The following is a 25,072-nucleotide window of genomic DNA, read 5'->3' on the forward strand; positions in this document are numbered from 1 at the left end:
GCGATTCGGCTTTCCAGAACGGAAGTCCTAGCGGTTCCTGCCGACGCGCCGCTCGTTCCTGCTGGAGGGAATCCCCGGATGCATCGACGTCGGTGGGTCATCCCCTGGATCCTTCTGCTCTTCATTCCCTCGGGAGCCCCATGGGCTTTCTCGGCGGGCATGTCCTGGGCCTATGGGGTGACTGGAGAGGAAAACCCGCTGGCCCGTCTTCGCGGGGTTCTCCATTACCTCACGAACCCCCTGCGTCCGGCGCCGCAGCTGGCCTCCGAGGGGCCCATCGCCGACACGGATGATCCCCCGTTCGGGGTGAACACCTTCCTGGAGCAGGAGGCGGAGCCTGAGAAGCGGGAGCGGACGGTACGCATGATCGCCGAGGCCGGCTTCCGCTGGATCCGCCAGGAGTTCCCGTGGGCGGACATTGAGATCCATGGGAAGGGGGATTTCGAGGACCGCCGGCATATCCCCTATCGGTCGGCCTGGGAGAAATACGATCACATTGTGGATTTGGCGGGGCGCTATGGCCTGCGCCTGATCGTGCGGCTCACCAGCCCGCCGGCTTGGTCGCGCCGCGATGGGGAAGCCCGGGGCGCTTTCGCCCCTCCAGACAACCCTGAGGATTTCGCCGATTTCGCCGAGGCGGTGGCTCGGCGCTATCGCGGGCGGGTGTTCCACTATCAGATCTGGAACGAGCCCAATATCGCCCCGGAGTGGGGATCCTGCCCGACATGCGCCGTGGATCCGGAAGCGTATACCGATTTGCTCTGTCGGACCTATCGACGGCTGAAGGCGGTGGATCCGCACATCGTGGTCATCGCGGGGGCGCTGGCGCCTACCCTCTCCCTGAACCCTTATCCGCCCAACGGGATCAATGATGTCGTTTTCCTGGAGCGGATGTATCGGGCGGGGGCGGGAGCCTGCTTCGATGCCCTCTCCGTCCAGGGATATGGCCTCTGGTCCGGCCCCACGGATCGCCGTCTCCGGCCCTACGTGATCAACATCAACCGAGCCCTCTACATCCGGGATGTCATGGTGCGCCATGGGGACGCCCGCAAGCCGATCTACATTGCGGAGATGGGCTGGAACGCGGTGCCGGACGAGGTGGGAGACAAGCGCTTCGGCCAGGTAACGGAGGAGCAGAAGGCGCGCTACCTGGTCGAAGCCTTCGAACGGATCCGGCGGGAGTGGCCGTGGGTGGCGGTGGCCAACGTGTGGTTTTTCAAGCGGGCCTCCGATCGGGAGCGAAATCAATCGTTCTACTATTTCAGCATCGTGGAGCCGGACTTTACCCCTCTTCCGGCTTATGAGGCGCTGAAGGCCTATCTCCGCCAGCCTCCACGGATGGATCCGGGGGCGCACACCGCGGCCCACTGGGCGCTGCGCTGGGAAGGCCCATGGGCTGAGAGCGGGGAAGGGGTTCGTCGGGGCCTTCCGGGAGCCCGGGTCATGTGGACATTCTATGGGGGCCGGTTGCGTCTGGAGGGGACCAGCCCGGCGGGGGGCCGCCTGCGGGTGGAGATCGACGGCGGCCCCCCTCGTTTCTTCGCCCTGAATGCCGGGAGCTGGTCGGTGGAGCTTCCCCTAACGGTCGGGGTGCACGCCGCCCGGGTGACCGTGGAGGCTGGCCCGGTGGCCCTCGCGCGCATCCGCGTGGGGCGGGGCGAGGAAGAGATGTCGCCGGCTCTCGGCCTGGGATGGCTTGCCCTGGTGATCGGATGGGCCCTCCGCCAGAACGCCCGCTCCCGTCTTCAGGATCGCATGTGACCCGCCCCGCACGGGCTTCTGCCGCAGGCCGATCTCCTGGGCGATGGCACCGGCTTACGCCGCCGTTGTCGTCGTGAAGATCCCCGGAGGCCAGAGCGCGCAGCAAAACCCCTCTCGGATCTCCGATCGCTTGAGCGAAGAAAGGGACGCTCTTGACAGGTGAACACGATTGCCATATAATCGGGTAAATTTCCGCACACGTGTGCATCCCCATGCGTGTGACGATTAAGGATATCGCCCGGGCGGCGGGGGTGAGTCACACGACGGTCTCCCGGGCGTTGCGGGATAGCGAGGAGATCCGGCCGGAGACCCGGGCGCGGATTCGGGCCATCGCTGAGGCCCTGGGGTATCGGCCCAATCCGGTGGCCCGGGCCCTCCAGGGTCGCCGCACCCAGACGCTGGGCGTGGTGGTCACCCGCCTCAGTGACCCCTTCCACACGGAGGTGGTCCAGGGCATCGAGATGGTCGCCCAGGCCCGTGGCTATGGGATCCTTCTCAGCCTGTCCCACGAGGATCCGGAGAAGGAGCGCGCTATCGTGGAGCTCCTGGCCGCCAAACAGGTGGACGGCATCATTGTGGCCGCCTCCCGCCTCGGCAGCCGTTACCTCCCCATGCTGGAAGCCCTGCAGATCCCCATTGTGTTGATCAACAGCCACCAGACGGGGCCGTATGTCTATTCGGTGGCCACGGATAACGTGCACGGCGGATATCTGGCTGTCCGTTATCTGATCGGCCTGGGCCATCGGGCCATCGCCTATATGGGCAGCCGTCGGGGTGGGCGCAGCAACCAGGATCGCTACCGCGGCTACCGGCAGGCGCTGCGGGAGGCAGGGCTGCCCCTTCGCCCGGAGTGGGTGGTGAAGGGGGACGGTCGGGTGGAGGGCGGTGAGGTGGCCATGCGCCGACTGTTGGAGACCGATCCCCGGCCCACGGCGGTGTTTTGCTACAACGACCTTACAGCCATCGGCGCGCTGAAGGCCGCCCTCCGCGCTGGCCTGCGGGTTCCCCACGATCTCTCCATCATCGGCTTCGATGGGCTGGAGGAAGGAACTTATGTGACCCCGATGCTGAGCACCGTAGCCCAGCCCCGGCGGCAGCTGGGCCGGCTGGCTGCAGAGATGCTGCTGGAGATCCTGGAGGGCCGTCCCTCTCCGAAGCATATCCTGCTGCAGGGGACGCTGATCGAACGGGAGTCGTGCGGGCCGCCGCGTGAAGCGGGGCCCTGAATCCAAAAATGGCGAGAAACTCTGTGCGAAGGAGGTGGCCATGAAACGCGCGATCGGTTCCGCCCTGTCATGGATGGCTGTGGTGGTCCTCCTGGTGGCCGCGTGTGCGCCGGCGGCCACGCCCACCACCGCCCCGCCGCCCACGCCGGCTCCCAGCCCCACCCCTGCGCCTTCCCCCACGCCGGCCCCGGTGGAGATCTCCATCACCTGCCGCTGTGTCAAGGGCGGGGTGAACGCCAATACCGTGAAGTGGCTCACTGAAACCGTTATCCCCGCTTTCGAGCAACAGATGGCCGCCAAAGGGACCCCGGTGAAGGTCCGGCTGGTGGAGTTCGGGGGCAGCGATGAGGAACTGAAGGCGCAATATGCTCTGGACCTCAAGGCCGGCAAGGGGCACGATGTGATGGCTTTCGACGGCTTCTGGACGGCAGAGTTCGTCGCTGGCGGCCTGATCAAGCCGCTGGATGAGATCGTCGGCCCGGAGGTCAACGAGTGGGAGGGCTGGTCCCATATCCCGCAGACGGTGCAGGCCCTGTTGATGCATCAAGGCAAGCGCTACGGCATCCCCACCGGCACCGACGTCCGGGTGATCTGGTATCGCAAGGATCTCTTCAAGCAGGCTGGCCTGCCGGAGAACTGGCAGCCGACCTCCTGGGAGGATATCTTCGCGGCCGCCCGGCAGATCCAGAAGGCCCTCCCCGGCGTGACCCCCATGCAGGTCAACGCCGGCACCGCGATGGGCGAGGCGACCACCATGCAGGGCTTTTACCCTGTGCTGCTCTCCGCCGGCTCCTTCATCTACGATTGGGACAAAAACAAGTGGATCGTGCGCAGCCCGGCGATGCTGGACGCCCTGAACTTCTACAAGCGAGTTTACCTCGATGAGAAGCTGGGCGACCAGCGCCTCCAGCTGATCAAGGAGGGTCGCAATCAGTCCTTTGCCCTGTTCCGGGATGGCAAGATCGCCATGCTGTGGGAGGGCGATTGGTTCTGGCGCTCGGTGCTCAACCCGGCTGCCCAGTCCGAATGGGCGATCCCCAACCGGGATGAGGTGGTGGGCTGGGCGAAGATCCCCGCGAAGGAGCCCGGCCAGGGTTACCGGGGGCAGGACTTCGTGACCATCTCCGGCGGCACTGGCTATATCCTCAACCCCAACACCCAGCATCCGAAGGAGGCCTGGGCCTTCCTCTCGTTTATGTTCAGCAAGGAGATGCTGATGGAGTTCCAGAAGATCGAGCCGCGGATCCGGGCCCGGGACGACGTGCCGGTGACGGGCGACCCGGTGATGACGGAGCTGGTGAAGCTGCTGCCGCTGACCACGGTGCGCCCCATGCTCCCGGTCTACCCGAAGGTCTCCCAGGCGGCGCAGCTGGCCACCGAGCGCGTGGTCTCCGGCGAGATGACTCCCGAGCGGGCGATGGACGCTTACGCCCGTGAGGTGACCGACCTGGTGGGCCCGGACAACGTGTTGGATCTCATGCCGCGGTGAGGATATCCAATTCGCGCGGGGCCGAGAGGGCTGTCTGGAGCGGGGCGCCCCAGGCGCCCCGCTTCCCTTTCGCCGGATTTCCCGGATAGAGGTGACGGGTGACCCAGCGCCGTCCGATCCTCTCGCTGTCGGTTGGGGTGCTGTTCCTGCTTCCCGCCATGTTCTTTGTGGCGGTTTTCCTCGTATTCCCTTCCTTCTGGGTGCTCTGGATCAGCCTGACCAACCAGACCCTGACCGGCGAGGCCGCGCTGCGGCCCCAGTTCGTCGGCCTGGCGAATTTCCAGGCCCTCTTCGATTTCGAGAACTGGATGGTCCGGGGTTATTTCGGCAATGCCCTGCGCAACAGTGTGCTCTTCGTCATTGGCTCCGCTCTGATCGGCCAGGCGGGGCTGGGGCTGGCCATCGCCTGGGCCTTCTATCGCCGGCGGGGGCTGTTGCGGGAGCTGGTGTATACCCTGGCGATCCTTGCCTGGATCATCCCCGATGTGGTGGTGGCCTTCATGTGGGTCGCCTATCTGGATCGGGATCAGGGGACGCTGAATGCCATCCTATCGGCGCTGGGCCTAGGGCGGGTCGACTGGCTGATCGAGCGGCCGTTGCTTTCGATCATCCTGTTCAACACATGGCGGGGGACGGCCTTCTCGATGCTGCTGTTTTCTTCGGCGCTGGCCACGTTGCCCCCTTCCTACCTGGAGGCAGCGGCTGTGGCGGGCGCCCGCCCATGGCAGGCCTTTCGGGACATCATCCTGCCTTCCATCCGCAGCCACATCCTCACGGATCTGGTGCTGATCACCCTCTGGACGTTCAATACATTTACGCCCTATCTGATCACCGCCGGCGGCCCGACGTTCCGCTCGGAGGTGGTTTCGATCTACACCTTCCGCATCGCCTTCCGGTATTTCGAGTTCGGCCGGGGGGCGGCCGTGGCGGTGGTGATGATGATGATCAACCTGGCCCTCGCCCTGGTCTACCTTTCCACTCTGCGCCGGGAGGCCCGCGCCCGATGAAGACGGTCCGCAGTCTGCTATCGCGCATCGGGTTTTCGCTGTTCGCCGCGCTGGTGGGGGCTTTCTTCGCCCTGCCCATGCTCTGGCTGCTGCTGGCTCCCTTCAACGCCCGGGGGACGCTGGCCGTGGAGCTGCCTCGTCCGTTCACCCTGGCGAACTTCCAAGCCGTCTTCGCCAACGCCTTCGCGATGCGTGCGCTGCTCAACAGCATGCTCCTTGCCGGGGGAACCATGCTTACCGTCACCCTCGCCGCGACCCTGGCCGCTTACGCCCTCTCCCGCGCGGAGGTGCCCTATTATGATCTGCTGACCTACGGGCTGATCCTGTTCTCCTCCGTGGTCACCGGAACGGCGGCCATGGTCCCCATCTTTCTTTTGGCCAACGCCCTGGGGCTGGTGGACACCTATGTAGGGGTGATCCTGGCGTTCACGGGGGGGCTGTTGCCCACGGCCATTTTCATCCTGCGGGACTTCGTGGAGGGCCTGCCGCGTTCTTATGAAGAATCGGCGATGGTGTGCGGAGCGACACCGTGGCAGATGGTGCGGGATGTGGTGATGCCGCTGCTGCGGCCGGGGATGATGGTGGTGGGCATCTGGGCTTTCGTGCAGGTATGGGGAGCCTTCCTCATCCCCTTTGTGCTGTTGCGGACCCCGGAGCGCATGCCCGCGGCGATCGCGATTTATTCGTTCTACACCGAGGCCGGCACGCCCATCCTCACCCTCACCTCGGCCTACGCGCTGCTTTACGCACTGCCGGTGCTGGGCCTGTATCTCTTTGTGAACGCCCGCTACGGGTTCCGGTTCTTTGGCGGGATCAAACGGTGAGGAGCCGATGGAATGGAACCACTGCCCGCTCTCCTATGGCAAAATGAATCGGCAGCATCGAATGGCGGAGGCGCCGAGCGTACCCTTCGGAGGAGGCAAGACCTGCGATGGCGCGGATCCGGCTGGAAGGCGTGACGAAGGTTTTCGGGACGGTGGTGGCGGTGGACGATCTGACGCTGACGATCGAGGATGGGGAGTTCTTCGCCTTGCTGGGGCCTTCCGGGTGCGGGAAGACCACCACACTGCGCATGGTGGCGGGTCTGGAACGTCCCACCCGCGGGCGGATCTTTATCGGCGAGCGGGATGTGACGGATCTCCCTCCGCAGGCCCGGGATATCGCGATGGTTTTTCAGGATTACGCCCTTTACCCGCACATGACGATCCTGGAGAACATCGGTTACCCCCTCAAAGTGCGCCGTTACGCCCGGTCCGAAATCCACCGTCGGGTCCGGGAGGTGGCGGAGGTGCTGCAGATCGCGGACCTCCTGGATCGGCGGCCGGGGCAATTGTCGGGCGGGCAGCAGCAGCGGGCCGCCGTCGCCCGGGCCCTGGTCTATCCGCCGCAGGCCTTCCTCTTCGATGAGCCGCTGAGCAACCTGGATGCCAAGCTCCGTCTCGAAGCGCGGAGCTTCCTCAAGCATCTCCAGAAGTCCCTGGGCATCACCACGATCTACGTGACCCACGATCAGGCGGAAGCGATGGCGCTGGCCGATCGGATCGGGGTGATGGATCGAGGGCGCCTGTTGCAGGTGGGAACGCCGATCGAGATCTACCGGCGGCCTCGCAACACCTTCGTGGCGACCTTCATCGGCAGCCCGCCGATGAATCTGCTCCGCTGCCGCTTCCAACAGGCGGAGGCAGCGCTGATCCTGGAGGATGGGCAGGTGCTCGCCCTGGGGGAGCGGGCGGAGGCCGTGCGGGAGGCTTTCCGGAATGGGGAGACGCTCTGGCTGGGCGTTCGGCCCGAACATCTCTCCCTGGCGGAAGGGCCCGGGCCGACCCATCTCGCCGCCCGGGTTTACGCCGTGGAGCCCCTGGGGGTGGAAACGCTGGTCACGGTCCAGACAGATGCCCAGCGGATCGCCATGCGCCTGGCTACGGAGGAACCGCCGGTGATGCAGGAGCAGGTATGGGTGCATGTGCCCATAGCCCGGGCCCTCTTTTTCCGGGAGAGCGGGGAGCTCGCGTTGTGAGGGTCGACGGCATACTCAGCCGCGAGGGAAGCGCCGATGAGGACGTTGCTGTGCTGGGAGGGCCAGTTCACGCCGGCCGATAAGGCGGCCTCGGATTATGTGCTGCTCCCCTTTGAGGTTCCGCCCGGGGTCGCCCGCCTGGAGGTCCGCTATGTCTTCGAGGGCCAGGGCCGGCCGGACAGCCCGAATGTGATCGACATGGGCCTGTTCGATCCGCGGGGGGCGGATTTCCTTCGGGCGGAGGGCTTCCGGGGATGGAGCGGAAGCGCGCGCAGCGAGGCCATCCTGACCCCCCGCTCCGCCACGCCGGGCTACCTGCCCGGGCCGCTCTTTCCGGGCCGCTGGTATGTGATCCTGGGGCTTTACCGGATCGCGCCGCAGGGGTGCGCCTGTCGTGTAATCGTGGAGGCCGCTGAGGAGGAAGGCGAGCTGCCCCATCCCCCTCCGCCGCATCTCGGTGGATGGATCTCCCCAGCGGCGTCGGCCAGCGCTGAGGAAGCCGGATGGTTGCGGGGGGATCTTCAGAGCCACAGCCACCACAGCGATGCCCCGGGTTCCCTGGAGGATCTGATCGAGTCGGCTCGCCGGCGCGGCCTGGATTTCCTGGCGGTGACGGAACATAACACGGTTAGTCATCTTCCGTATCTTCAAGCCTGGAGCCGGCCGGATCTCCTCCTGATCCCGGGGGAGGAGGTGACCACCTATTACGGCCACATGAACGCGTGGGGGATCTCCCGCTGGCTGGATTTCCGATGCCGGACCGCGGAACAACTGCGGGCGGTGATCGAAGCCGCCCACGCCATGGGGGCGCTGGTTTCCATCAACCATCCCAAGACGGATGGGCCGCCATGGGAATATCCCCCGGATCTCCCGGTGGATGCGGTAGAGGCGTGGCAGGGGCCGTGGCCATTGCGGAACCAGGAATCCCTGGCGTTCTGGGATCGGTTGTTGCGAGCCGGTCGCCGGGTGACGGCCGTGGGCGGCAGCGATAAGCATCAGGACCGGCCCAGTGAGGGGACGCCCTTCTATCAGGTCGGCCATCCCACCACATGGGTCTACGCGGCGGCACGGACGATTCCGGCGATCCTCGATGCCATCCGTCTCGGCCGGGTGGTGATCACCGCCGATGTGGATGCGCCATGGCTGGAGCTCACAGCGGAGCAGGGAGATCGCCGCTGGATGGTGGGCGACGAGGCGCCGCCCGGCCCCCTCCGGATCCGTTGCGTGGTGCGGGAGGGAAAGGGCCTGCATCTGCGGCTGCTCTCCCGGCTCGGTGAGCAGGCCTTCCTCGCCATCGACCGCTCGCCGTTTGAGTGGACGACGGAGCTGGACCTAAGGCCGCATGGCTATGTGCGGGCGGAGCTGCGGGGGGTTCGGCATTTTGAGGCGGAGACGCCGGACGATCTGCCGATGGTGGCGATGACCAATCCCATCTGGGGACCGGTGGGTTGGTTTGAGGAAGAGAGGTGAGAAGGCTCTACCCATCGGAGGCGTTTATGGACCCTGAAGTCTTCATCGTCACTCACACCCACTGGGATCGCGAGTGGTATCGTCCCTTCCAGGCTTTCCGCTACCGTCTGGTGGACCTGCTGGAGCAGGTCCTGGGGATCATTGAACGTGATCCGGCGTTCGCGGGGTTTCTGCTCGACGGCCAGTCGGTGCTTCTGGAGGATGTGCTGGCCATCCGTCCGGACCTGGAGCCCCGGATCCGGAAGGCGGTAGAGGCGGGCCGGCTATGGATCGGGCCGTGGTATATCCTGCCGGACGAGTTTCTAGTGAGCGGCGAGTCCCTCATCCGCAACCTGATGATCGGGATCCGGATGGCCCGCCGCCTCGGGGGATGGATGGCCGTCGGCTATACGCCGGATCCGTTCGGACATGTGGGGCAGTTGCCGCAGATCCTACGGGGGTTCGGGATCGGGACGGCGGTCTTGCAGCGGGGCCTCGACGATCAACCGACGCTGCTGTGGTGGGAAGCCCCCGATGGCACCCGCGTTTTTACGGTGTATCTCCGGGACGGTTATGGGAACGCCGCTTGGATCCCCGAGGATGCGGAGGCCCTTGCTGTCTATCTGAAGATTCAGGCCCTCTCCCTGATGCCGTATACCCCCGTTCCTCAGATTTTGCTCATGAACGGAACCGATCACCTCTTCCCGCATCCCCAACTGAGCCGCTGGCTCCTCGCGGCCCAGGCGCACCTCCCGGACCTTCGTCTGCGCCATGCCTCCCTGGAGGATTACATCAACGCGGTGCGGTCAGCCCTGGGGGAGAAGGCAGAGGGCCTTCCGGTGGTGCGGGGAGAACTGCGTTCCAGCAAGCGCCATCCGATCCTCCCCGGGGTTCTTTCCACCCGGATGTGGATCAAGCAGCGCAACGCGATGGTTCAGGTCTGGTTGGAGCGCTATGCGGAGCCGCTGCTGGCCTTCGCTTATGGGATCTGCGGCCTGGATCGGCGCCCCTTTCTCCTTGAGGCATGGCGGCTTCTCCTCCAGAACCATTTCCACGATTCGATTTGTGGGACCGGTGTGGATGAGGCCTGTGAAGACATGAAGCCGCGCTTCGATCACGCGGAACAGATCGCCCGCCTCGTTAGTCAAGAGGCGATCCGTCGCCTTCTCCAGCCGGCGCAGGTGGAGCCCCCACCGGGGTGGCTGGCTTCGGATCCGGCCTCGATGGACCAGACCCTCCTGGTTTACAATCCCATCCCCGGCTCCGCGCGGGGTCCTGTGGAGGTGGTGCTCCCCGTGCTCCCATCGGGATTAACCTATCGCCTTCTTACCGAAGAGGGGAAGGAGGTTCCTCTGTTTGAGCTGGAGCGGGAACCGGGCGATCACGACGAGTGGGTGGTGAACCCCGAGAAGTGGCCAGAGTTCCTGAACCGGCTGCTCTGGATCCATGTCGGCCGATATGCCGCGAAGCGCGTGTGGGTGGATCTACCGGGACGGCGGATTTGGGCGGAGTGGGCGGATGCTTCCGCGGATATGGATCACTCCATGGTCTCCGCGGTTTTTGAGGTCAGCCGTCGGCTCCGGGAAACACAGCCGGGGATCTCCGCGCCGTGGACGGTATCGGCGGTCATGGGGGGATCTTCCCGCTGGGTCTTCGAGGCCCCGCGGTTTCCCGGGGTGGGCTTCCAGCCCTATCGGATACAGATCGTGCCAGGCGAGCCGCGGCGGATCCCGCGACAGGCGCGGGAGGAGCCGTTCATCGAAAACGAGTTCTTCCGGCTGGCCGTCCATCCGGAGGATGGGACGTTCGATCTGGAGGATCGGAGGAGCGGCCGGCGCTGGTCCGGCCTGAATCGGCTGGAGGATGAAGGGGATGCGGGGGACGTTTATAACTACGAGCCACTGGTGGAGGATCAACGGGTGGACCGGCCAGCGGAGCCGCCATGGGCCCAGGCGTGGGAGGAAGGGCCGCTGGGGCAGTGTCTGGAGGTGAAGCTGCGGTATGAGATCCCGGCCGGTCTGCGTCCAGATCGGAGGGGGCGGTCCGGGGAAAGGATCTCCATGCCGGTTAGCCTGCGGGCCTGGCTCCGGCCGGGAGTTCCCCGGGTGGATCTGGAGACGACCGTCGAGAACATGGCCACCCATCATCGGCTGCGTGTCGCCTTTCCTACCGGGATCCGGTCGGAGGTTTGGGTCACGGACAGTGCCTTCGACGGCGTGGTTCGCCCGGTGGGCCTGGCCATCGCGCCGGATGAGACCTGGGTGGAGCAGCCGGTTCCCACCGCGCCCCAGCAGTCCTTCGCCTTCGTGGAGGAGGCATCGGGAGGATTCCTGGTGGCGAACCAGGGCCTTCCGGAGATCGAGGCGCGGAAGGATTCCGAAGGGCAGGTGGAGCTGGTCCTCACCCTGTTGCGGTGTGTGGGCTGGCTGTCGCGGGGGGATCTGCGCTCCCGGCGGGGGCATGCCGGGCCGCCGCTGCCCACGCCCTCCGCGCAGATGATCGGGCGATGGACCTTCCGTTACAGCCTGATTCCCTTCCTGGATCGCTGGGAGGCCATTCGAGAGGCTCAGCGGTTCCTGGCGCCCCCCATGGCGGTGGCCGGGCCCGGCCAGCTCCGGGAACGGCCCTTCATTCAGGTGGAACCTGCGGCCTTCATCCTGACGGCCGTGAAGGCCCCCGAGGAGGGAGAGGGATTGATCGTGCGTGGCTACAATGCCTCGGAGCAGCCCTTGGAGGTCCGCTTCACCCTTTGGCGTTCGATCCGGGAAGCCTGGCGGGCCGATTTGATGGAAACTCCGTGGGAACCGCTCCGGCCGGATGGCTCCCACCTCCGGGTTTCGGTGCGGCCGAAGGAGATCCTCACCGTGCGCTTCGTTGTGTAGCCCAGGGGATTGTTCCCCTCGCGCCGCTTGGGGTGCGGGGCTATCCCGTTGTTCCAGATCCAGCCAACCGTGCAAGTCCCGAGTTTTATGGCCGATGAAACTTCCGGTGGTGATGCCACTGGAAGGAGCGGAGCACCCCTTTCGCCCCGGCCATCATCGCCTTCAGCACATCCTCGGCCGTGTGGACGCCACCGGTGATCGCCAGGTCCAGCCGGACCTACTGAGGCCACCACATCCCGCACCAGCGGGAGGTAGCTTCCCTCTATGGCTTGGCCGGTTTCCTCCGGGGAAGTGGGCAGATCATAGAGATTGAGCTTCAGGGCAGGCGAAACTCTCCTCGCCGTAGGAGAGTCCACCATCCAGCATCTCGCTCTCCTGGGTGATCTGCTCCTCGAAGAGCGAGGGCAGCATCACAGCGGCGATCCCAGCTTCCTCTAGCCGGCGGAGCATGTCGAGATCTCCGGATCCGGCGATTTCCATTGGAGGCCGGGCCGGTCATTCTTGGTAGCCAGCCCGGCCTCAAAGAATCCGGGAGCGCCTGGGGACCGAAACATCGCTACCGGGGGGAGGGACTGCCCCCGTTGCGGCCATTGAGCTGCATCTGGGCCAGGGCCTCATAGATCCGCCAGCGGAAGCGGATATCGGCTTCTGCCTCCTCCAGCAGCTCCTCGGCGGTCTCCGGTCGACTGTGGAGCAGCATCGTGAAGCGGGTCTCGTTATACATATACTGAGACAGCGGGAGGCTCGGCGGCTTGGAGTCGATCTGGAGCGGGTTAAGGCCCTTCTGCAGCCGCCGCGGGTCGTAGCGGATCAGCGGCCAGTAGCCCGAGAGGACGGCCCGCTTTTGTTGCTCCATGCCGTAACGCAGATCGTAGCCGTGGGCGATGCAGTGGCTGTAGGCAATGATCAGGGATGGCCCCTCATAGGAGTCGGCCTCCAGGAAGGCCTTCAGGGCATGGGTGTCGTTGGCCCCCATGGCCACACGGGCCACGTAGACGTTGCCGTAGCTCATGGCCATCAGGGCGAGGTCCTTCTTGGGGCCCCGCTTGCCACCCGCGGCGAACTTGGCCACTGCCCCCCGCGGGGTGGCCTTGGACATCTGGCCCCCCGTGTTGGAGTAGACCTCAGTGTCCAGGACCAGGATGTTCACATCGTAGCCTGAGGCCAGCACGTGGTCCAGGCCGCCGTAGCCGATATCATAGGCCCAGCCGTCGCCCCCGATGATCCACACGCTCTTGCGCACCAGGGCGTCCGCCACAGCGAGCAGATCCCGAACCTCAGGGGAGTCCGGCAGCTGCTGGAGACGGGCCTTCAACCGTGCCACCCGCTCCCGTTGGGCTCGGATGCCTTCCTCGGAGGATTGATCGGCGTTCAGGAGCTCCTCGACCAGGGCCTCGCCGATCGGATCGCTGAGTCGTTTGAGGAGCTCCTCCGCGTATTCTCGCTGTTTGTCCAAGCTGAGGCGCATCCCCAGGCCGAACTCGGCGTTATCCTCAAACAGGGAGTTGGACCAGGCTGGCCCGCGCCCTTCCCGGTTGTAGGTCCACGGGGTGGTGGGGAGGTTGCCCCCATAGATGGAGGAACATCCGGTGGCGTTGGCGATCACCAGCCGATCCCCGAACAGCCGGGTGAGCAGCGAGAGGTAGGGGGTCTCCCCGCACCCGGCGCAGGCCCCGGAGAACTCGAACAATGGCTCCAGCAGCTGCACATCCTTCACCTGTGCCACGTTCACCCGCAGCCGGTCCACATCGGGGAGCTGGAGGAAGAATTCCCAATTCCGGCGCTCAGCCTCCCGAAGCGGGGCCTGGGGCCGCATGTGGATTGCCTTGCGGCGGGTATCGGACTTGTCCTTTGCTGGGCAGACCTCCACGCAGAGGGCGCAGCCGGTGCAATCCTCTGGGGACACCTGGATGGTGTAAGCCATATCCTTGAACTCCCGCCAGCGGGCCGGAGCGTGCTTGAAGGTGGGTGGGGCGTCTGCGAGCAGGGCCGGATCGTAGACCTTGGCCCGGATCACCGAGTGGGGGCAGACCATCACGCACTTGCCGCACTGGATGCACAGATCGGGCTCCCAAACCGGGATCTCCTGGGCAATGTTGCGTTTCTCCCACTTCGCGGTGCCGCTCGGCCAGGTCCCATCCGGCGGGAAGGCGCTCACCGGCAGCCGATCTCCCTCGCCGGCGATCAGGCGGGCGGTCACCCGCTGCACGAACTCCGGCGCCTCGGGCGGTACCGGCGGGCGGCGGTCGAAGGGGCTGGTCACCCGACCGGGGACCTTCACCTTATGGAGGTGCTGCAGGGCGGCGTCCACCGCGGCGAAGTTCTTCTCCACGATGGCCTCGCCTCGCTTGCCGTAGGTCTTGACGATGGCCTCCTTGATCTTCGCCACGGCCTGCTCCAGGGGCAGGATGTTTGTCAGGGCGAAGAAGCAAGTCTGCAAGATGGTGTTGATGCGCGGCCCCAGCTCGTGCTCCCGTGCGATTCGGTAGGCGTCCACCACATAGAAGCGGAGGTTCTTCTCGATGATCGCCTGCTGGACCGAGCGGGGGAGGTGATCCCAGACCTCCTCCGGTCCGTAGGGGCTGTTGAGCAGGAAGATCGCCCCGGGCTCAGCGACCTGAAGAACGTCCATGCGTTCCAGCAAGTTGAACTGATGGCAGGCCACGAAATTGGCGCGGCGGATCAGATAGGAGGAACGGATGGGTCGCGGGCCGAAGCGGAGGTGTGAGACTGTCACCGAGCCGGATTTCTTGGAGTCATACACGAAGTAGCCCTGGGCGTAGTAATCAGTCTCGTCCCCAATGATCTTGATGGAGTTCTTATTGGCGCTCACCGTGCCGTCGGCCCCCAGGCCGTAGAAGACTGCCCGCACCCTCTCCGGATCCTCCGTGGAGAAGGTAGGGTCGAACTCCAGGCTGGTGTGGGTCACATCGTCGTAGATCCCCACCGTGAAGTGGTTCTTCGGCCGCTCTTTTGCCAGCTCGTCGAAGACCGCCTTGACCATGGCCGGGGTGAACTCCTTGGAGGAGAGGCCGTAGCGCCCCCCAATGATCCGCGGCATCTGGCGGAACGGCGCGATCCCCGAGGCCATGGCCTCCGCCACCGCGGCCACCACGTCCAGGTAGAGGGGCTCCCCGGCGCTGCCTGGCTCCTTCGTCCGATCCAGGACGGCGATGGCCTTCACCGTGGGCGGCAGGGCCCGGATGAAAGCCTCGACTGAGAAAGGCCGGTAAAGTCGCACTTTGACGATCCCCACCCGCTCGCCCTCGGCGTTGAGATATTCCACCGTCTCATGCGCCACCTCCGCCCCCGAGCCCATGAGCACGATCACCCGCTCGGCCTCGGGATCCCCCACGTAGTCGAAGAGATGATAGTGGCGCCCGACCAGACGGGCGAGGCGATCCATGGCGTTCTGGACGATGGCGGGGCAGGCCAGATAGTAGGGGTTGACAGCCTCCCGGGCCTGGAAATACGTGTCGGGATTGTGAGCAGTGCCCCGAATGAAGGGTCGCTCTGGAGAGAGGGCCCGAGACCGGTGGGTGCGGATCCATTCCTCATCGATCATCGCCCGCAGATCCTCTGGGGTGAGCAGCTCGATCTTGTTGATCTCATGGGAGGTGCGGAAGCCATCGAAGAAGTGCAGGAAAGGGACGCGCGACTCCAGGGTTGCCGCGTGGGCGATAAGGGCTAGGTCCTGGGCCTCCTGAACAGAGCCGGAGGCCAGGATAGCGAAGCCGGTCTGGCGGGCGGCCATCACGTCGCTGTGGTCGCCGAAGATGGAGAGGGCGTGGGTGGCAATGGTGCGGGCGGCCACGTGAATCACCAGGGGGGTCAGCTCCCCGGCGATCTTATACATATTGGGGATCATCAGGAGCAGGCCCTGGGAGGCGGTGAAGGTGGTGGCCAGGGCGCCAGTCTGGATCGCGCCGTGAATGGCCCCGGCGGCCCCGCCCTCACTCTGCATCTCAATCACCTTCGGCACGGTCCCCCACAGGTTGGGACGTCCTTTCGCGGCCCATTCATCCGCCAGCTCCCCCATGGGGGAGGAGGGGGTGATGGGATAGATCGCAATGACCTCGCTGAGCTGATAGGCCACGTTTGCCGCGGCCTCGTTTCCGTCCACCGTGACCATCGGGCGAGCCATGAGCCAACCTCCCGCGCATCGCAAGCTGCGGAGGGCCCGAGGGCCCAGAAGGATCGTTTAGATCGATTTTCTTCATTGTAATCCGAACCCGAACGGGCAACGGGTGCCGATCTTCAGGGATTCAAGGTGATTTCGCGCATATTGTGGGCGTCCGTGGCTTTCCCGGAGGTGTACGCACCCAACCTGGCCCTCCTCAACACCACGCTCCTGCTCTTGCTCCTTTGGGCGCGCCGCCCAACCCTGCTGCGTTACGCTGCCTTTGCCCTGGCCTTTGGGCTTTCGTTGGGCACCCATCTCTCCAACCTGGGCTTTGCCCCGGCGTTTGCCCTGTTCACGGTTTTGATCCTGGCCCGGCGGGGCGTTTCCCCGCGTGACTGGGTTGCTACGGTCCTGGTGGGGGGTGGGGCTTTTGCCCTGGGCGCGGCCCAGTTTCTCTGGGTCCCCTTGCGGGCGGCTTCCTTGCCTCCCGCTCTGATTTTGGGCCAGGAAGCGCCGACCACTCTGGCCGGGCTTTACCGCTACACCCTGGGCGCTTTTTCCAACCTGCGCTTTGCCTTTCCGCTGGCGGACATTCCGGAGCGGGTCGCCCTTTACCTCTACTACCTCGTGGGGCAATTCGGCCTGTCGGGCCTGCTTTTAGGGATGGCCGGCATGTTGACCATGCCCTTCCTGCGCCCCCGCCGTTTCCTGCTCCTGGTGCGGATGTACCTGGCCCATTTGGTCTTCTTCCTGGAGTACCGCGCCTTTGCCCTGGAGGTCTTCTTCATCCCCGTACATGCTGTCTGGGCCTGGTGGATGGCCTTTGGCTGGTGGGGGATCTTCAACCTCCTTCGGGCCGGCACGGCAACCCTGGGGTGGCGTCCGGCTCCCTTCATCCGGACTTTGGGGGTTGTACTGCTCTCGGGGCTGCTTCTGGCCCAGGGTTTGGTGCCCCTCTCCACGCATTGGGCCGAGCGTAACCTGAGTCAGGATACTGCTGTGGACGATTTCTACGCGGCTGTATGGCAAGTGTTGCCGTCGAACGCCACCTTGCTTTCGCCTGGTGGGGTCTTTGGCTATGATGTGTTCTACTGGCGGCTGGTTTACCACACCCGTCCCGATGTATCCCTGCCTGCCCTGGAAGACCCTTCTCCGAGGCCGTTGACGGCGACAGCGTCTCAGGGGACCTTGTTCAGCACGACCACCGCCTTGCAGCGGAGGCGGGGGCCCCAGGCAACCTCCCTCGACCGCTTCTGGGCCGTGCCGGTGGTGTTGGGTGAACAACCCGAGGGCAGCCTCGGCCCCCGCTCCACGCCTTTGGTGTTGCTGGCCCTGCAAAGCACACCCCCGGTGTGGAAAGTGTCCTCCGTGCCGGAGGATTTGCCTCGCATTGAAGCCCATTTGCAAGGGGCAACTCTGGTGGCGGCCCGCCTGACGCCTCAAAGGGTCGAAAGCGGCGGCCTCCTGCACCTTACCCTTTATTGGCGCATTGACCGCCCTCAACAGGTGCTCAGCCAGACGCCGCGTTTGACCCTGCGCTTAGGCGAGCGCTCGCTGGCGCAATACACTCTGGGCTTTGGGTTGCTTTCCCGCTATGCCCAGGAGGTGGGGCTACAGGCGGGTGACTTGCTGGCCATCGACTATGGGGTGGTGGTGCCCAGCACCTTCGAGGCGGCATCCGGCGTACCGTTGCAACTGGTGACCGACACCGGGGCCGTTCTTACCCTGGGCCAGGTGGATGTGGTGGACGAATGGTCACCATGGGCCTACTGGCTTGCCGTGGCCCGTGGGGACCGGTGATTTTGACTCAAAGTGATTTTGACTCAAAGTCTTTCGCAATGGAGTGGATATCATGACACAGGAACGATGGCTTCAATGGCTGGGCGTGCTTCTGGCCGCGTTGATCCTCATGCTGGCCGCCTTTTCCCTGGGGGTGGTGGTTGGGCGTCACGGCTGGTTTGGCTGGCAGCCCGAAGCCGCCCTGGGGCGTGGCGGCGCGCCCGGCGGAGGCCCGCCGCCGGGTGGTGGTGGAGCCTTGCCGGGGATTGGTGCCGGCCCGCAGAACAACGCCTTCCCCTCACCGCCTCAGGTGGTCGGTCAGTTGCGCCAGCGCCGGGGCGATGGGCTGACCCTGGCAACGCCTCAGGGGCCACGCAGCGTGCAACTGACCGCCACCACGCACTACCGCACCGAGGAGGGCGAGACGCTCACCGTTACGGACCTGACCCCCGGCGATTGGCTGGCCGTTTGGGGCACCTGGAGCCAGCCCAACACTTTAGAGGCCACCCTCGTTGTGCGCCTGCAAGGGCCGCCGTCTCGCTCGGGCCCTTGAGCCTGGGGAAGGGCCCGCATCCGGGCTTCCATGACGGACGGCGCGCCTCGCTCGGCCCTATCCGGGACCGGAGGCTTCTCGGCGCTCCCGGCGTACCTCGAGCGCCCCGCATCCTGCCGCGGCCGGCATCTCTCCTCTTTGGTGCCTATTTCAGCCTGGCGGCGCTCGGTACATGCCTTTGCCCAGCAGGAGAATCTAATACGTCAACGACTTCTCGATTTTGAGCGGTATCATGTTCAATATGGCGGCACGATAATCATACCAGGGCGGATAGCCCAACTGACAGAGCGCCTCACTGTTCGTAATTCTCATCAGGCTCAAGGGGTAGATGAGGTGCGCGTTTTCCCAATCAGAATCGCCGCCTAACCAGCGGCTGGAGCCGACCGCGCCAAGGCGCTGCAATTCAAAGGCTCATTTCCATTCGTGACGTCTGCAGCGGGAACCCGCGCGCGGGTATACCGCTTGTGCCTCAACCGTTGATCCCATTGGTCAACCTGGACTCCGTTCAGCTTGCGATTGGACTTGAGGGCACAGATGACATGCCAGCCTTGCCGTCGGGTCCACTTGATCAACTTGCCCGCCGCATACCTACGGTCGAACAAGACATAGACCTGATAACCTTTTGGGAGGTAAGGTCGCAGTTCCTCCAGCATCTCCCGGGCCAGCTTGTACTTGGTCTTGAACCGCAGGCACTGCCCTTTGCCGGCCGCAGCACGGTCATACACCCAATCCACTGCTTCCAGGTGAGTGGTATCTTTGTCCGTGCGGGTGAGCGAGTCGTCGATGATGACATAGATGATGGACTCTATGCCTGCCGCCTCCGCACGCTGCAGCAAATCGGCCATGACGAAAGTCGCCAGGGCCTGTCGAACCTCGTCCCCTGTCTAGGGACTGACGCGAAAGCAATCGGCTACGGCGCCGACATCAGGGGTCTCCGCCCACCGGCGATACAGGGCGGAGAAGGTCTTCCGCTCCTCACAGACGATGATGGCATCCGCTGTGCGCAGCACATGCTCGCGCTGAGACTTAGAAGAGTCCAGCAGTTGACATATTATTCATTTTGGCTATAATTTTTAAATAGGAGGCTTTTGGTTGGTGTTGCTGAAATACATTCAGCGGCCGGAACTGGAGGGGTGGCTGGAAGAGATTTTGCGGTTGGTGTGGCAGTGGGTGGAGGTGGCGAGTGCGGCGTCTGGGGTGGAGGCGCTGATCACGGTGTTGCGGTACATAGCGGAGGGGCGGGAGGGGCTGAGCGAGGAGGCGTTGCGGATGGCGGTGGAGGCGGTTGCAGCCGGGCGAGGGGTGGTTGGAGGAGGTGACCCGTCGCCTAGGGGCGATGGCGGATCCAAAGCGGTTGGAGGCTGTGCGGTTGACCGCAGCTCAGGTGGAGAGTCAAGAGGCGTTCGAGGAAGCCCTGGCGGTGTGTGAACGTGACGCGTAACGCGCAACAGGCACTATCCATTCCGGAGGGTTCCCATGGTCGCGAGAGGCACGTATTTTCTGCTGGTGTTGTTCCTTCTCACCGCGTGTGCTGCGCCGGCGGCCACGCCCGCGGGTGCGCCGACAGCCGCGCCCACCTCCCCGGTCACCCTCACACCGACCACGTCCCCCACACCGACGGCCACACCTATCCCCACCGAAACGCCTACGGCCATGATGCAAGCCTTGGCGGAGAAATGGCAAGCTTTAGGCTTTTTGCCCGATTATCGGGAGACAAGGGAGGTGTACACCCAGAGTTTGACACTCCCCAACTACGGCCGTTTTCTGAAATACTTCCGGCAGCACCCCGGTGAGTTTGACGCCATTTACGGGCCACAGTTGCGGGACAAACTGTTGACAGAAAAGGCCGCCGTGCGCGAAGGCCTGTGTTGGCGCGTGGGTTTTGCCCAGGTGTGCACAGATAAGGAATTTGCGGAAATGCAGCGAGAGTTTGCTCTAGGTGGTGTAAAGGAAGCGGGTGAGATAATCATGCCTGCGCTTGGAATAGAAGATTACGCTTATGAGATAATAGCGAAGAGTGGTGCGGCAGTGCACGCGGTAAACTTAGGGATTTTGGATAGAAACAATTATGACCCGGATTGGTACGAGAAGTACTTGGATTATATCACGCAGCATCCTGACGCCTCTTATGAGCTGATGGGATATAAGCAAAAGGTGGATAAAAAAGGAAATCCAATCCCTGGCACATACGAATTGGGCTCTTTGGGCCAAGTGGATGCTACGTTGCCGGTTGAAATCTGGGTTTTGCCGCCAGTGATGGAGAAAGAAGTTGCCTTGGATCGGGTGGACAGAATCATCGGCGGTGACCCAAGAGCTCCGTTTGGGTTGAGGTTTGCGGATAGCACTGAGGGGTACTTTGATGTAATGGTTACGCCAGAAGGCAAGCTAACAATTATTTTGAGCATGTTTATTTATCAAAATGAGTTATTAGGAAACAGATTTTCATCTGGCAGTTTGTTGCCTTATGCATATGAGAGAGTTATACGAGGTCCAGCTCGCCTTTCTCCACTTACTTCCGGTTTTGGGACACCAAAGGTAATAAGGGAAATGGACAAAGAATTTTATTTAGATCCTGGTAAGTGGGAGAAACCGTGGATTGTATTACGCAAGCCATAATTTTCCTGCCTTTATTCTTGATTTTTGCTCACAACTTTCGTAATATATAAAACAAGATGAGTGTTAGAATAAAAATTTTGTACTTTGCATTGGTTGTGCTTTTTGCTATAAATGCCCTTCTGTTGGCAGGACTGTTTCTTCTCAAGGAGCGCAAAGCGCCAAAGTGCTCTTCGAACACAAGAGTTATCCCGACCCCTGGTGGCCTGGCAAGTGCTGCGCTATATGGTGCGGATATGGGAGCGGGAGTGGCGTCAGGAGCGGCGGCTTTTCCCGATTGTGCCGGTGGTGGCGTGTGCCACAGACCGAGGCGCGGTTTTCATGCGGGTGGTTTCGCTGTGGCGTGGGTCTGGGGAGGCTGTGTTCGAAGGTCTGGGTGAACTGAAGGCCTGGCCTACCCCCGCGTCCAGCGGACGTGGCTGCGCCGCGCGCCGGCCATGGTGGTTTTTCGGGCCAGGGCGCTTCGCCTACCGGGTTGCGTGGACGGCCGGCCCCGCCGCGTCGGGAGGTTCTGGCGGCCACCAGGCTGCTGCTTGCACCCGTTGCCCTTCCCGACGGGGGCCGTCGCCCATAGCACCTAGGCCTCGGCCCACTGGCCGGACCGTATCGCCGCAGATACCCCCCAACGCCTGCCGACACGCCCGGTTCCGGTGAAACCCATCCACTTGGCGGATAACCTGCGACGGCACCTCCCGCCCTTTCTCGACCGACCTCGCTTCATCCTCACCCAGAATCACCTCCTGGATACGCCGCACATTCCCATGGAGATAAACCAGGCCAGACTCACCCCTCGCGGAAATCACACGCCTCATGCCCGTGCCCATCCAGCCACTTGCCCACCAACCGATAGCCCCCCGACGCTCGGGCTGGCGGGCCCACCCCTCATAGGCCACCCGCCAGACGGAGAGGTTTCCACCTTCATGCCGAAACTTGACATGTAAGGAAAGTATACCAAAAGGTGGCCGCGAAGATATACGCCTTTGTCCACTCATGTATCAGGGACTGATGGGAGGTTGCTACTCATGAACGGACTCTTGTGGGCTCTTCAAGTCCTGCTCGGCCTCTACTTCCTCTTCACAGGCGTCATCCATTTCGTTGTCCCGCCCGGACTGCCCGCCCCAATGGCCTGGATGTATGAATTGCCCACCGGCCTCCATTACTTCAGTGGCACGGCCGAAATCCTGGCCGGGCTGGGCCTTATCTTGCCCGGTCTCACCCGCATCCAGACCCGCCTGACGCCTCTGGCCGCGCTGGGTCTGGTACTCATTATGGCCGGGGCAGCGGTCTGGCACCTTACTCGAAATGAATTCGAGAATATCTTCATGAACGCCATCCTGGCAGGGCTGGCCGGGTTCGTGGCTTATGGGCGCTGGAAGCTCAGCCCGCTCAAGGACAAAGGCGTGTCGTAGCTGAGCGTTGCGCGACACAATTTAGTTTTGCGCAGCGAACGGCTGCGGAGAAGTGACGTGCCTGGAGGGGCGCGATCCGGTAGATGGGGTGGGGCAGGGAGAGCAAATGGTGCAGATACAGTGGCGTGTAGGGGCCGGAAGATTCCAGGCCCACGTGCCATTCGGCGGGAGGCAGCGACTGCCAGAGCGTCAGAAAGGCCTGCCAACCGGCCCGGTCCGCCGAAAAGGTGCGGGGTTCGAGGGCGTGTTGCTGCCCGTCATCCCCCCGCCACAGAAAAGCGGCGGTGAAGGATTAACCGGCAACACCCCGACCCCTTTGTCAGAGAACTCATCAAGCGCTCTGGTGGGGATGGGCAGCGTTATCGACACTATCTGAAGGGACGCGATAGCCAGGGGAAGCCCCTGTATGAACCGGTTGGCGAATTTTTTGCTCAGGAAATAGCAGAGGCTGGCCCGGACGGTGTGATCCATATCGGTTTCCGGCATCCAACCAAATCTGAAGTTTGGCTTTTTCGCATTCTACCCCCAGATATGGGGGCGGTAAGCCGGCGGCTTGTCTCATATCTGGGGAATCTGAGCCAAAAGGCCAAAGTCCAGTGGCGGCCGGTGCTGAAGCACCGGCTCGCCCCCCGTTCCCTGATATTCGACCATGAACACCAATCTGATACAGTCTCCGGCCCCGATCCGTGACTTGACAAAAGACAAATGCAAAGCTCAAAAGCAGCTCCCGGGGATCATGCATTCCAGGTTAACCTTCAGCGCTTCTCGCCCGGAGGGCAGGACAATGTACAAGCTTTCGCCGGTCACCTCCACGGCCCCACTTCCAGACCGACCGCCCATGAAGAACCCGATGCCCATGGCCCCCGTCAGCAACCGGCCCAGCACTTCCCAAGGATTCTCAACGGGGATCACCGCCACTACCTGGGAGGGCTGGGGACTGGCAAGGGGGACACCCATCACCAGCAGATTGCTGTCTGGTTTATCTCCATAGTAGAAAACGCCATCGACCACGCCGAAAGGCCGGGCGGTGATGGGCCATTGGACGGCCCTCGCGGCCACCTGCTCGGCTTGCTTTCCGTAGAGGGCCAGGTGCAATACACCCCCTCCGGCCGCCGCCGTTTTGTACGCAACGACGGGCCTTTGGGAACGGATGTCTACGATAAGATACACCTCCGGGTCATTCCAATCTGGATGCGTTACCGGGATTTCGGTCGTGTACAGATGCCCGTTGGTCAGGTCCAGGGCCTGGAGTGCCAGCGTGCCGGCTTCCCGCCCCAGCAAGAAGTGAAGAAGGTAAAGCGTCCCCTCCCCTACGGCCATCTCATGCCCGCCTATTTGAAGGTCCTCCGCGGCAGGGGAAGACGCGGGCACCGGGTAGTAACGCGCCGTGATCCCCCCGGCATCGGCGGTCACCACCGCGTAATACACGGTCCACGCTCCGCCTTCTGGACGGGAAAACTCCTCGGCGTACACGGCCACGACATCGCCTGGCCCCACCAGGGAGATACCTACCGGGACGCTGCCTCGCTCGTAGTATGACGGTGGCTCGACATCCACGCGCCAGGCCCACAGCGTAGAGCCACTGACCAAATCCACCGCGGAGGCCTGGAAGGCCACTCGAAACACGTCCCCGCTTGGCTCTAAAGCCCGCCCAACGAGATAAGCAACCCCATCCCGGTACACCGCGGTCTCGGGGACCTTCAAACCGGTGTCCACAACCTCTCCCGAACCGACATCGACCACCACGAGCGTCGCCTGCTCCCGACATCCCACGCCTAAATAGACGAAGGCCCCATCAAATGCCAGGATGCCGGGCCATTCCGAGGCATCGCACGGGCTGTTTGCTGGGATATCAATCGCTAAGAGTGCCTCGCCGGTATTCAGGTCGACGACGGCCAATCCAGGGGTCGGACTGCTCTGAGAGGCGTCACTCGCTTGAACCAAGAACGCGCCCTTGCCGTCGTGCAGCCTGACGCTTATAGGAATACCCGCCACGGCCAGCGGCACGGCAGTGTACCCAAAAGGCTCTATCTCCCCACTGCCAGGCGTTGGAGAAGGAGACACCTCGCCGGACCTGGTGGGCGTGACTAAGCCGACACAAGCAGCCGTGAGCCACGCCAGCCCGGCGAGAAAAGCGACAACTCGTTCCCCCATTTTCACCATAAACCCTACCCCTTGCTCTGTGACTGTATTATATCACACGCTTCGCAGGATGTTAACGCATCGCGTTCGCAACGGAGACTGTATCCATTTCGTCGGTGCCGTATCGACCCCCTGCGGGTGCCCCGTGACCGAGAGGGCCGTTTCCACACCCAGGTGTTTGCCCCCTACCAACGGCGTACGCTGGACGTGGAACAACGGATTGAGGGCCTGGTCCTGCACGGGCTGAGCTTGCGCCGGGTGACCGAGGTGTTGGCGGAGGTCCTTCCCTTGGCCTACAGCCCCACCCCCCTCAGCCGGGTGGCGGAGATCACGGTCGAGGAGATGGAGGCCTGGCGGGAACGGCCCCTGCGCCGGCGCGATGCCACCCTCATGCGGGATGCCTGGGTTGTCCCGGTGCGGCGGTGCGGGTGGGGTTGGGCATCCCCGAGGCGGGCCAGTGGGGATCGATGGCCTGCCTGGGCTGGAGGAGGTGGTCAAACGCGTCTTTCCGCAGGCCGACATCCAACGCTGCCCCGTGCACAAGCTGCGGCAGACCCGCCATCAGGGGCGGTGCCCGGACTGGACCTGAAGGCGGTGCTGGATGCGCCGGACCGGGAGACGG

General features: G+C 63.8%; 19 protein-coding genes and 1 pseudogene. 15 read left to right on the forward strand and 5 right to left on the reverse strand.

Annotated elements, in window-relative coordinates:
* The first annotated feature begins 78 nt into the window (after positions 1-78).
* The 8 genes from ACFMO3_RS11015 to ACFMO3_RS11050 all read left to right on the forward strand — a co-directional run bounded on the left by ACFMO3_RS11015 (position 79) and on the right by ACFMO3_RS11050 (position 11,831).
* Positions 79-1,761, forward strand: a complete 1,683-nt coding sequence (locus ACFMO3_RS11015) for a hypothetical protein (RefSeq protein WP_376790457.1) — start codon at positions 79-81, stop codon at positions 1,759-1,761.
* 212 nt (positions 1,762-1,973) lie between these two features.
* Positions 1,974-2,987 (forward strand): LacI family DNA-binding transcriptional regulator, encoded by a 1,014-nt coding sequence (locus ACFMO3_RS11020; protein ID WP_376790458.1) that lies wholly within the window; start codon positions 1,974-1,976, stop codon positions 2,985-2,987.
* 40 nt (positions 2,988-3,027) lie between these two features.
* On the forward strand, positions 3,028-4,476 hold the full coding sequence (locus ACFMO3_RS11025; RefSeq protein ID WP_376790459.1) for an extracellular solute-binding protein: 1,449 nt from the start codon (positions 3,028-3,030) through the stop codon (positions 4,474-4,476).
* Positions 4,477-4,574: 98 nt separating this feature from the next.
* A complete protein-coding gene (locus ACFMO3_RS11030) occupies positions 4,575-5,483 on the forward strand; it encodes a carbohydrate ABC transporter permease (protein WP_376790460.1) in 909 nt (302 codons plus the stop codon).
* Complete coding sequence (locus ACFMO3_RS11035; RefSeq protein ID WP_376790461.1) at positions 5,480-6,307, forward strand: carbohydrate ABC transporter permease; 828 nt, start codon at positions 5,480-5,482, stop codon at positions 6,305-6,307. Before ACFMO3_RS11030 ends, ACFMO3_RS11035 begins: the two co-directional genes overlap by 4 nt.
* Positions 6,308-6,414: 107 nt before the next feature.
* Positions 6,415-7,500, forward strand: coding sequence for an ABC transporter ATP-binding protein (locus tag ACFMO3_RS11040; protein ID WP_376790462.1), 1,086 nt, complete (start codon positions 6,415-6,417; stop codon positions 7,498-7,500).
* Between the two features lie 36 nt (positions 7,501-7,536).
* Positions 7,537-8,970, forward strand: coding sequence for a CehA/McbA family metallohydrolase (locus ACFMO3_RS11045; protein ID WP_376790463.1), 1,434 nt, complete (start codon positions 7,537-7,539; stop codon positions 8,968-8,970).
* A 26-nt stretch (positions 8,971-8,996) separates the two neighbouring features.
* Positions 8,997-11,831 carry an alpha-mannosidase gene (locus ACFMO3_RS11050; RefSeq protein ID WP_376790464.1) on the forward strand — a complete coding sequence of 945 codons (2,835 nt, stop codon included), beginning with the start codon at positions 8,997-8,999 and terminating at the stop codon, positions 11,829-11,831.
* 300 nt (positions 11,832-12,131) lie between these two features.
* Here ACFMO3_RS11050 and ACFMO3_RS11055 read toward each other — a convergent pair whose 3' ends face one another.
* Together ACFMO3_RS11055 and nifJ are read right to left on the reverse strand one after the other, a co-directional pair.
* Positions 12,132-12,281 carry a hypothetical protein gene (locus ACFMO3_RS11055; RefSeq protein ID WP_376790465.1) on the reverse strand — a complete coding sequence of 50 codons (150 nt, stop codon included), beginning with the start codon at positions 12,279-12,281 and terminating at the stop codon, positions 12,132-12,134.
* A gap of 106 nt (positions 12,282-12,387) precedes the next feature.
* Positions 12,388-15,975 carry a pyruvate:ferredoxin (flavodoxin) oxidoreductase gene (gene nifJ / locus ACFMO3_RS11060; protein WP_376790466.1) on the reverse strand — a complete coding sequence of 1,196 codons (3,588 nt, stop codon included), beginning with the start codon at positions 15,973-15,975 and terminating at the stop codon, positions 12,388-12,390.
* A gap of 126 nt (positions 15,976-16,101) precedes the next feature.
* On the opposite strand from nifJ, the gene ACFMO3_RS11065 reads away from it, so the two are divergent.
* On the forward strand, positions 16,102-17,754 hold the full coding sequence (locus ACFMO3_RS11065) for a hypothetical protein (RefSeq protein ID WP_376790467.1): 1,653 nt from the start codon (positions 16,102-16,104) through the stop codon (positions 17,752-17,754).
* Between the two features lie 52 nt (positions 17,755-17,806).
* Positions 17,807-18,286, forward strand: coding sequence for a hypothetical protein (locus ACFMO3_RS11070; protein ID WP_376790468.1), 480 nt, complete (start codon positions 17,807-17,809; stop codon positions 18,284-18,286).
* A 362-nt stretch (positions 18,287-18,648) separates the two neighbouring features.
* On the opposite strand, the gene ACFMO3_RS11075 is transcribed toward ACFMO3_RS11070, so the two are convergent.
* Complete coding sequence (locus ACFMO3_RS11075; RefSeq protein WP_376790469.1) at positions 18,649-19,131, reverse strand: transposase; 483 nt, start codon at positions 19,129-19,131, stop codon at positions 18,649-18,651.
* A 39-nt stretch (positions 19,132-19,170) separates the two neighbouring features.
* Positions 19,171-19,296: a hypothetical protein gene (locus ACFMO3_RS11080; RefSeq protein WP_376790470.1), complete on the reverse strand. Its 126-nt coding sequence runs from the start codon at positions 19,294-19,296 to the stop codon at positions 19,171-19,173.
* A gap of 82 nt (positions 19,297-19,378) precedes the next feature.
* Between ACFMO3_RS11080 and ACFMO3_RS11085 the strand changes: the two genes are divergently transcribed.
* The 3 genes from ACFMO3_RS11085 (at position 19,379) to ACFMO3_RS11095 (ending at position 22,308) form a co-directional block, all read left to right on the forward strand.
* Positions 19,379-19,714: a hypothetical protein gene (locus ACFMO3_RS11085; protein WP_376790471.1), complete on the forward strand. Its 336-nt coding sequence runs from the start codon at positions 19,379-19,381 to the stop codon at positions 19,712-19,714.
* 237 nt (positions 19,715-19,951) lie between these two features.
* Positions 19,952-20,902: a hypothetical protein gene (locus ACFMO3_RS11090; protein ID WP_376790472.1), complete on the forward strand. Its 951-nt coding sequence runs from the start codon at positions 19,952-19,954 to the stop codon at positions 20,900-20,902.
* 1,019 nt (positions 20,903-21,921) lie between these two features.
* Positions 21,922-22,308, forward strand: a complete 387-nt coding sequence (locus tag ACFMO3_RS11095; RefSeq protein ID WP_376790473.1) for a DoxX family protein — start codon at positions 21,922-21,924, stop codon at positions 22,306-22,308.
* A gap of 714 nt (positions 22,309-23,022) precedes the next feature.
* Here ACFMO3_RS11095 and ACFMO3_RS11100 read toward each other — a convergent pair.
* Complete coding sequence (locus ACFMO3_RS11100; protein ID WP_376790474.1) at positions 23,023-24,207, reverse strand: hypothetical protein; 1,185 nt, start codon at positions 24,205-24,207, stop codon at positions 23,023-23,025.
* 381 nt (positions 24,208-24,588) lie between these two features.
* On the opposite strand from ACFMO3_RS11100, the pseudogene ACFMO3_RS11105 reads away from it, so the two are divergent.
* Together ACFMO3_RS11105 and ACFMO3_RS11110 are read left to right on the forward strand one after the other, a co-directional pair.
* Positions 24,589-24,819 (forward strand): annotated as a pseudogene (locus tag ACFMO3_RS11105) (transposase); the annotation flags it as partial.
* A 28-nt stretch (positions 24,820-24,847) separates the two neighbouring features.
* Positions 24,848-25,039 (forward strand): transposase, encoded by a 192-nt coding sequence (locus ACFMO3_RS11110; RefSeq protein WP_376790476.1) that lies wholly within the window; start codon positions 24,848-24,850, stop codon positions 25,037-25,039.
* Positions 25,040-25,072 lie beyond the last annotated feature (33 nt).

Origin of the sequence: Thermoflexus sp. (assembly GCF_042408815.1) — a bacterium.
Lineage (GTDB): Bacteria > Chloroflexota > Anaerolineae > Thermoflexales > Thermoflexaceae > Thermoflexus.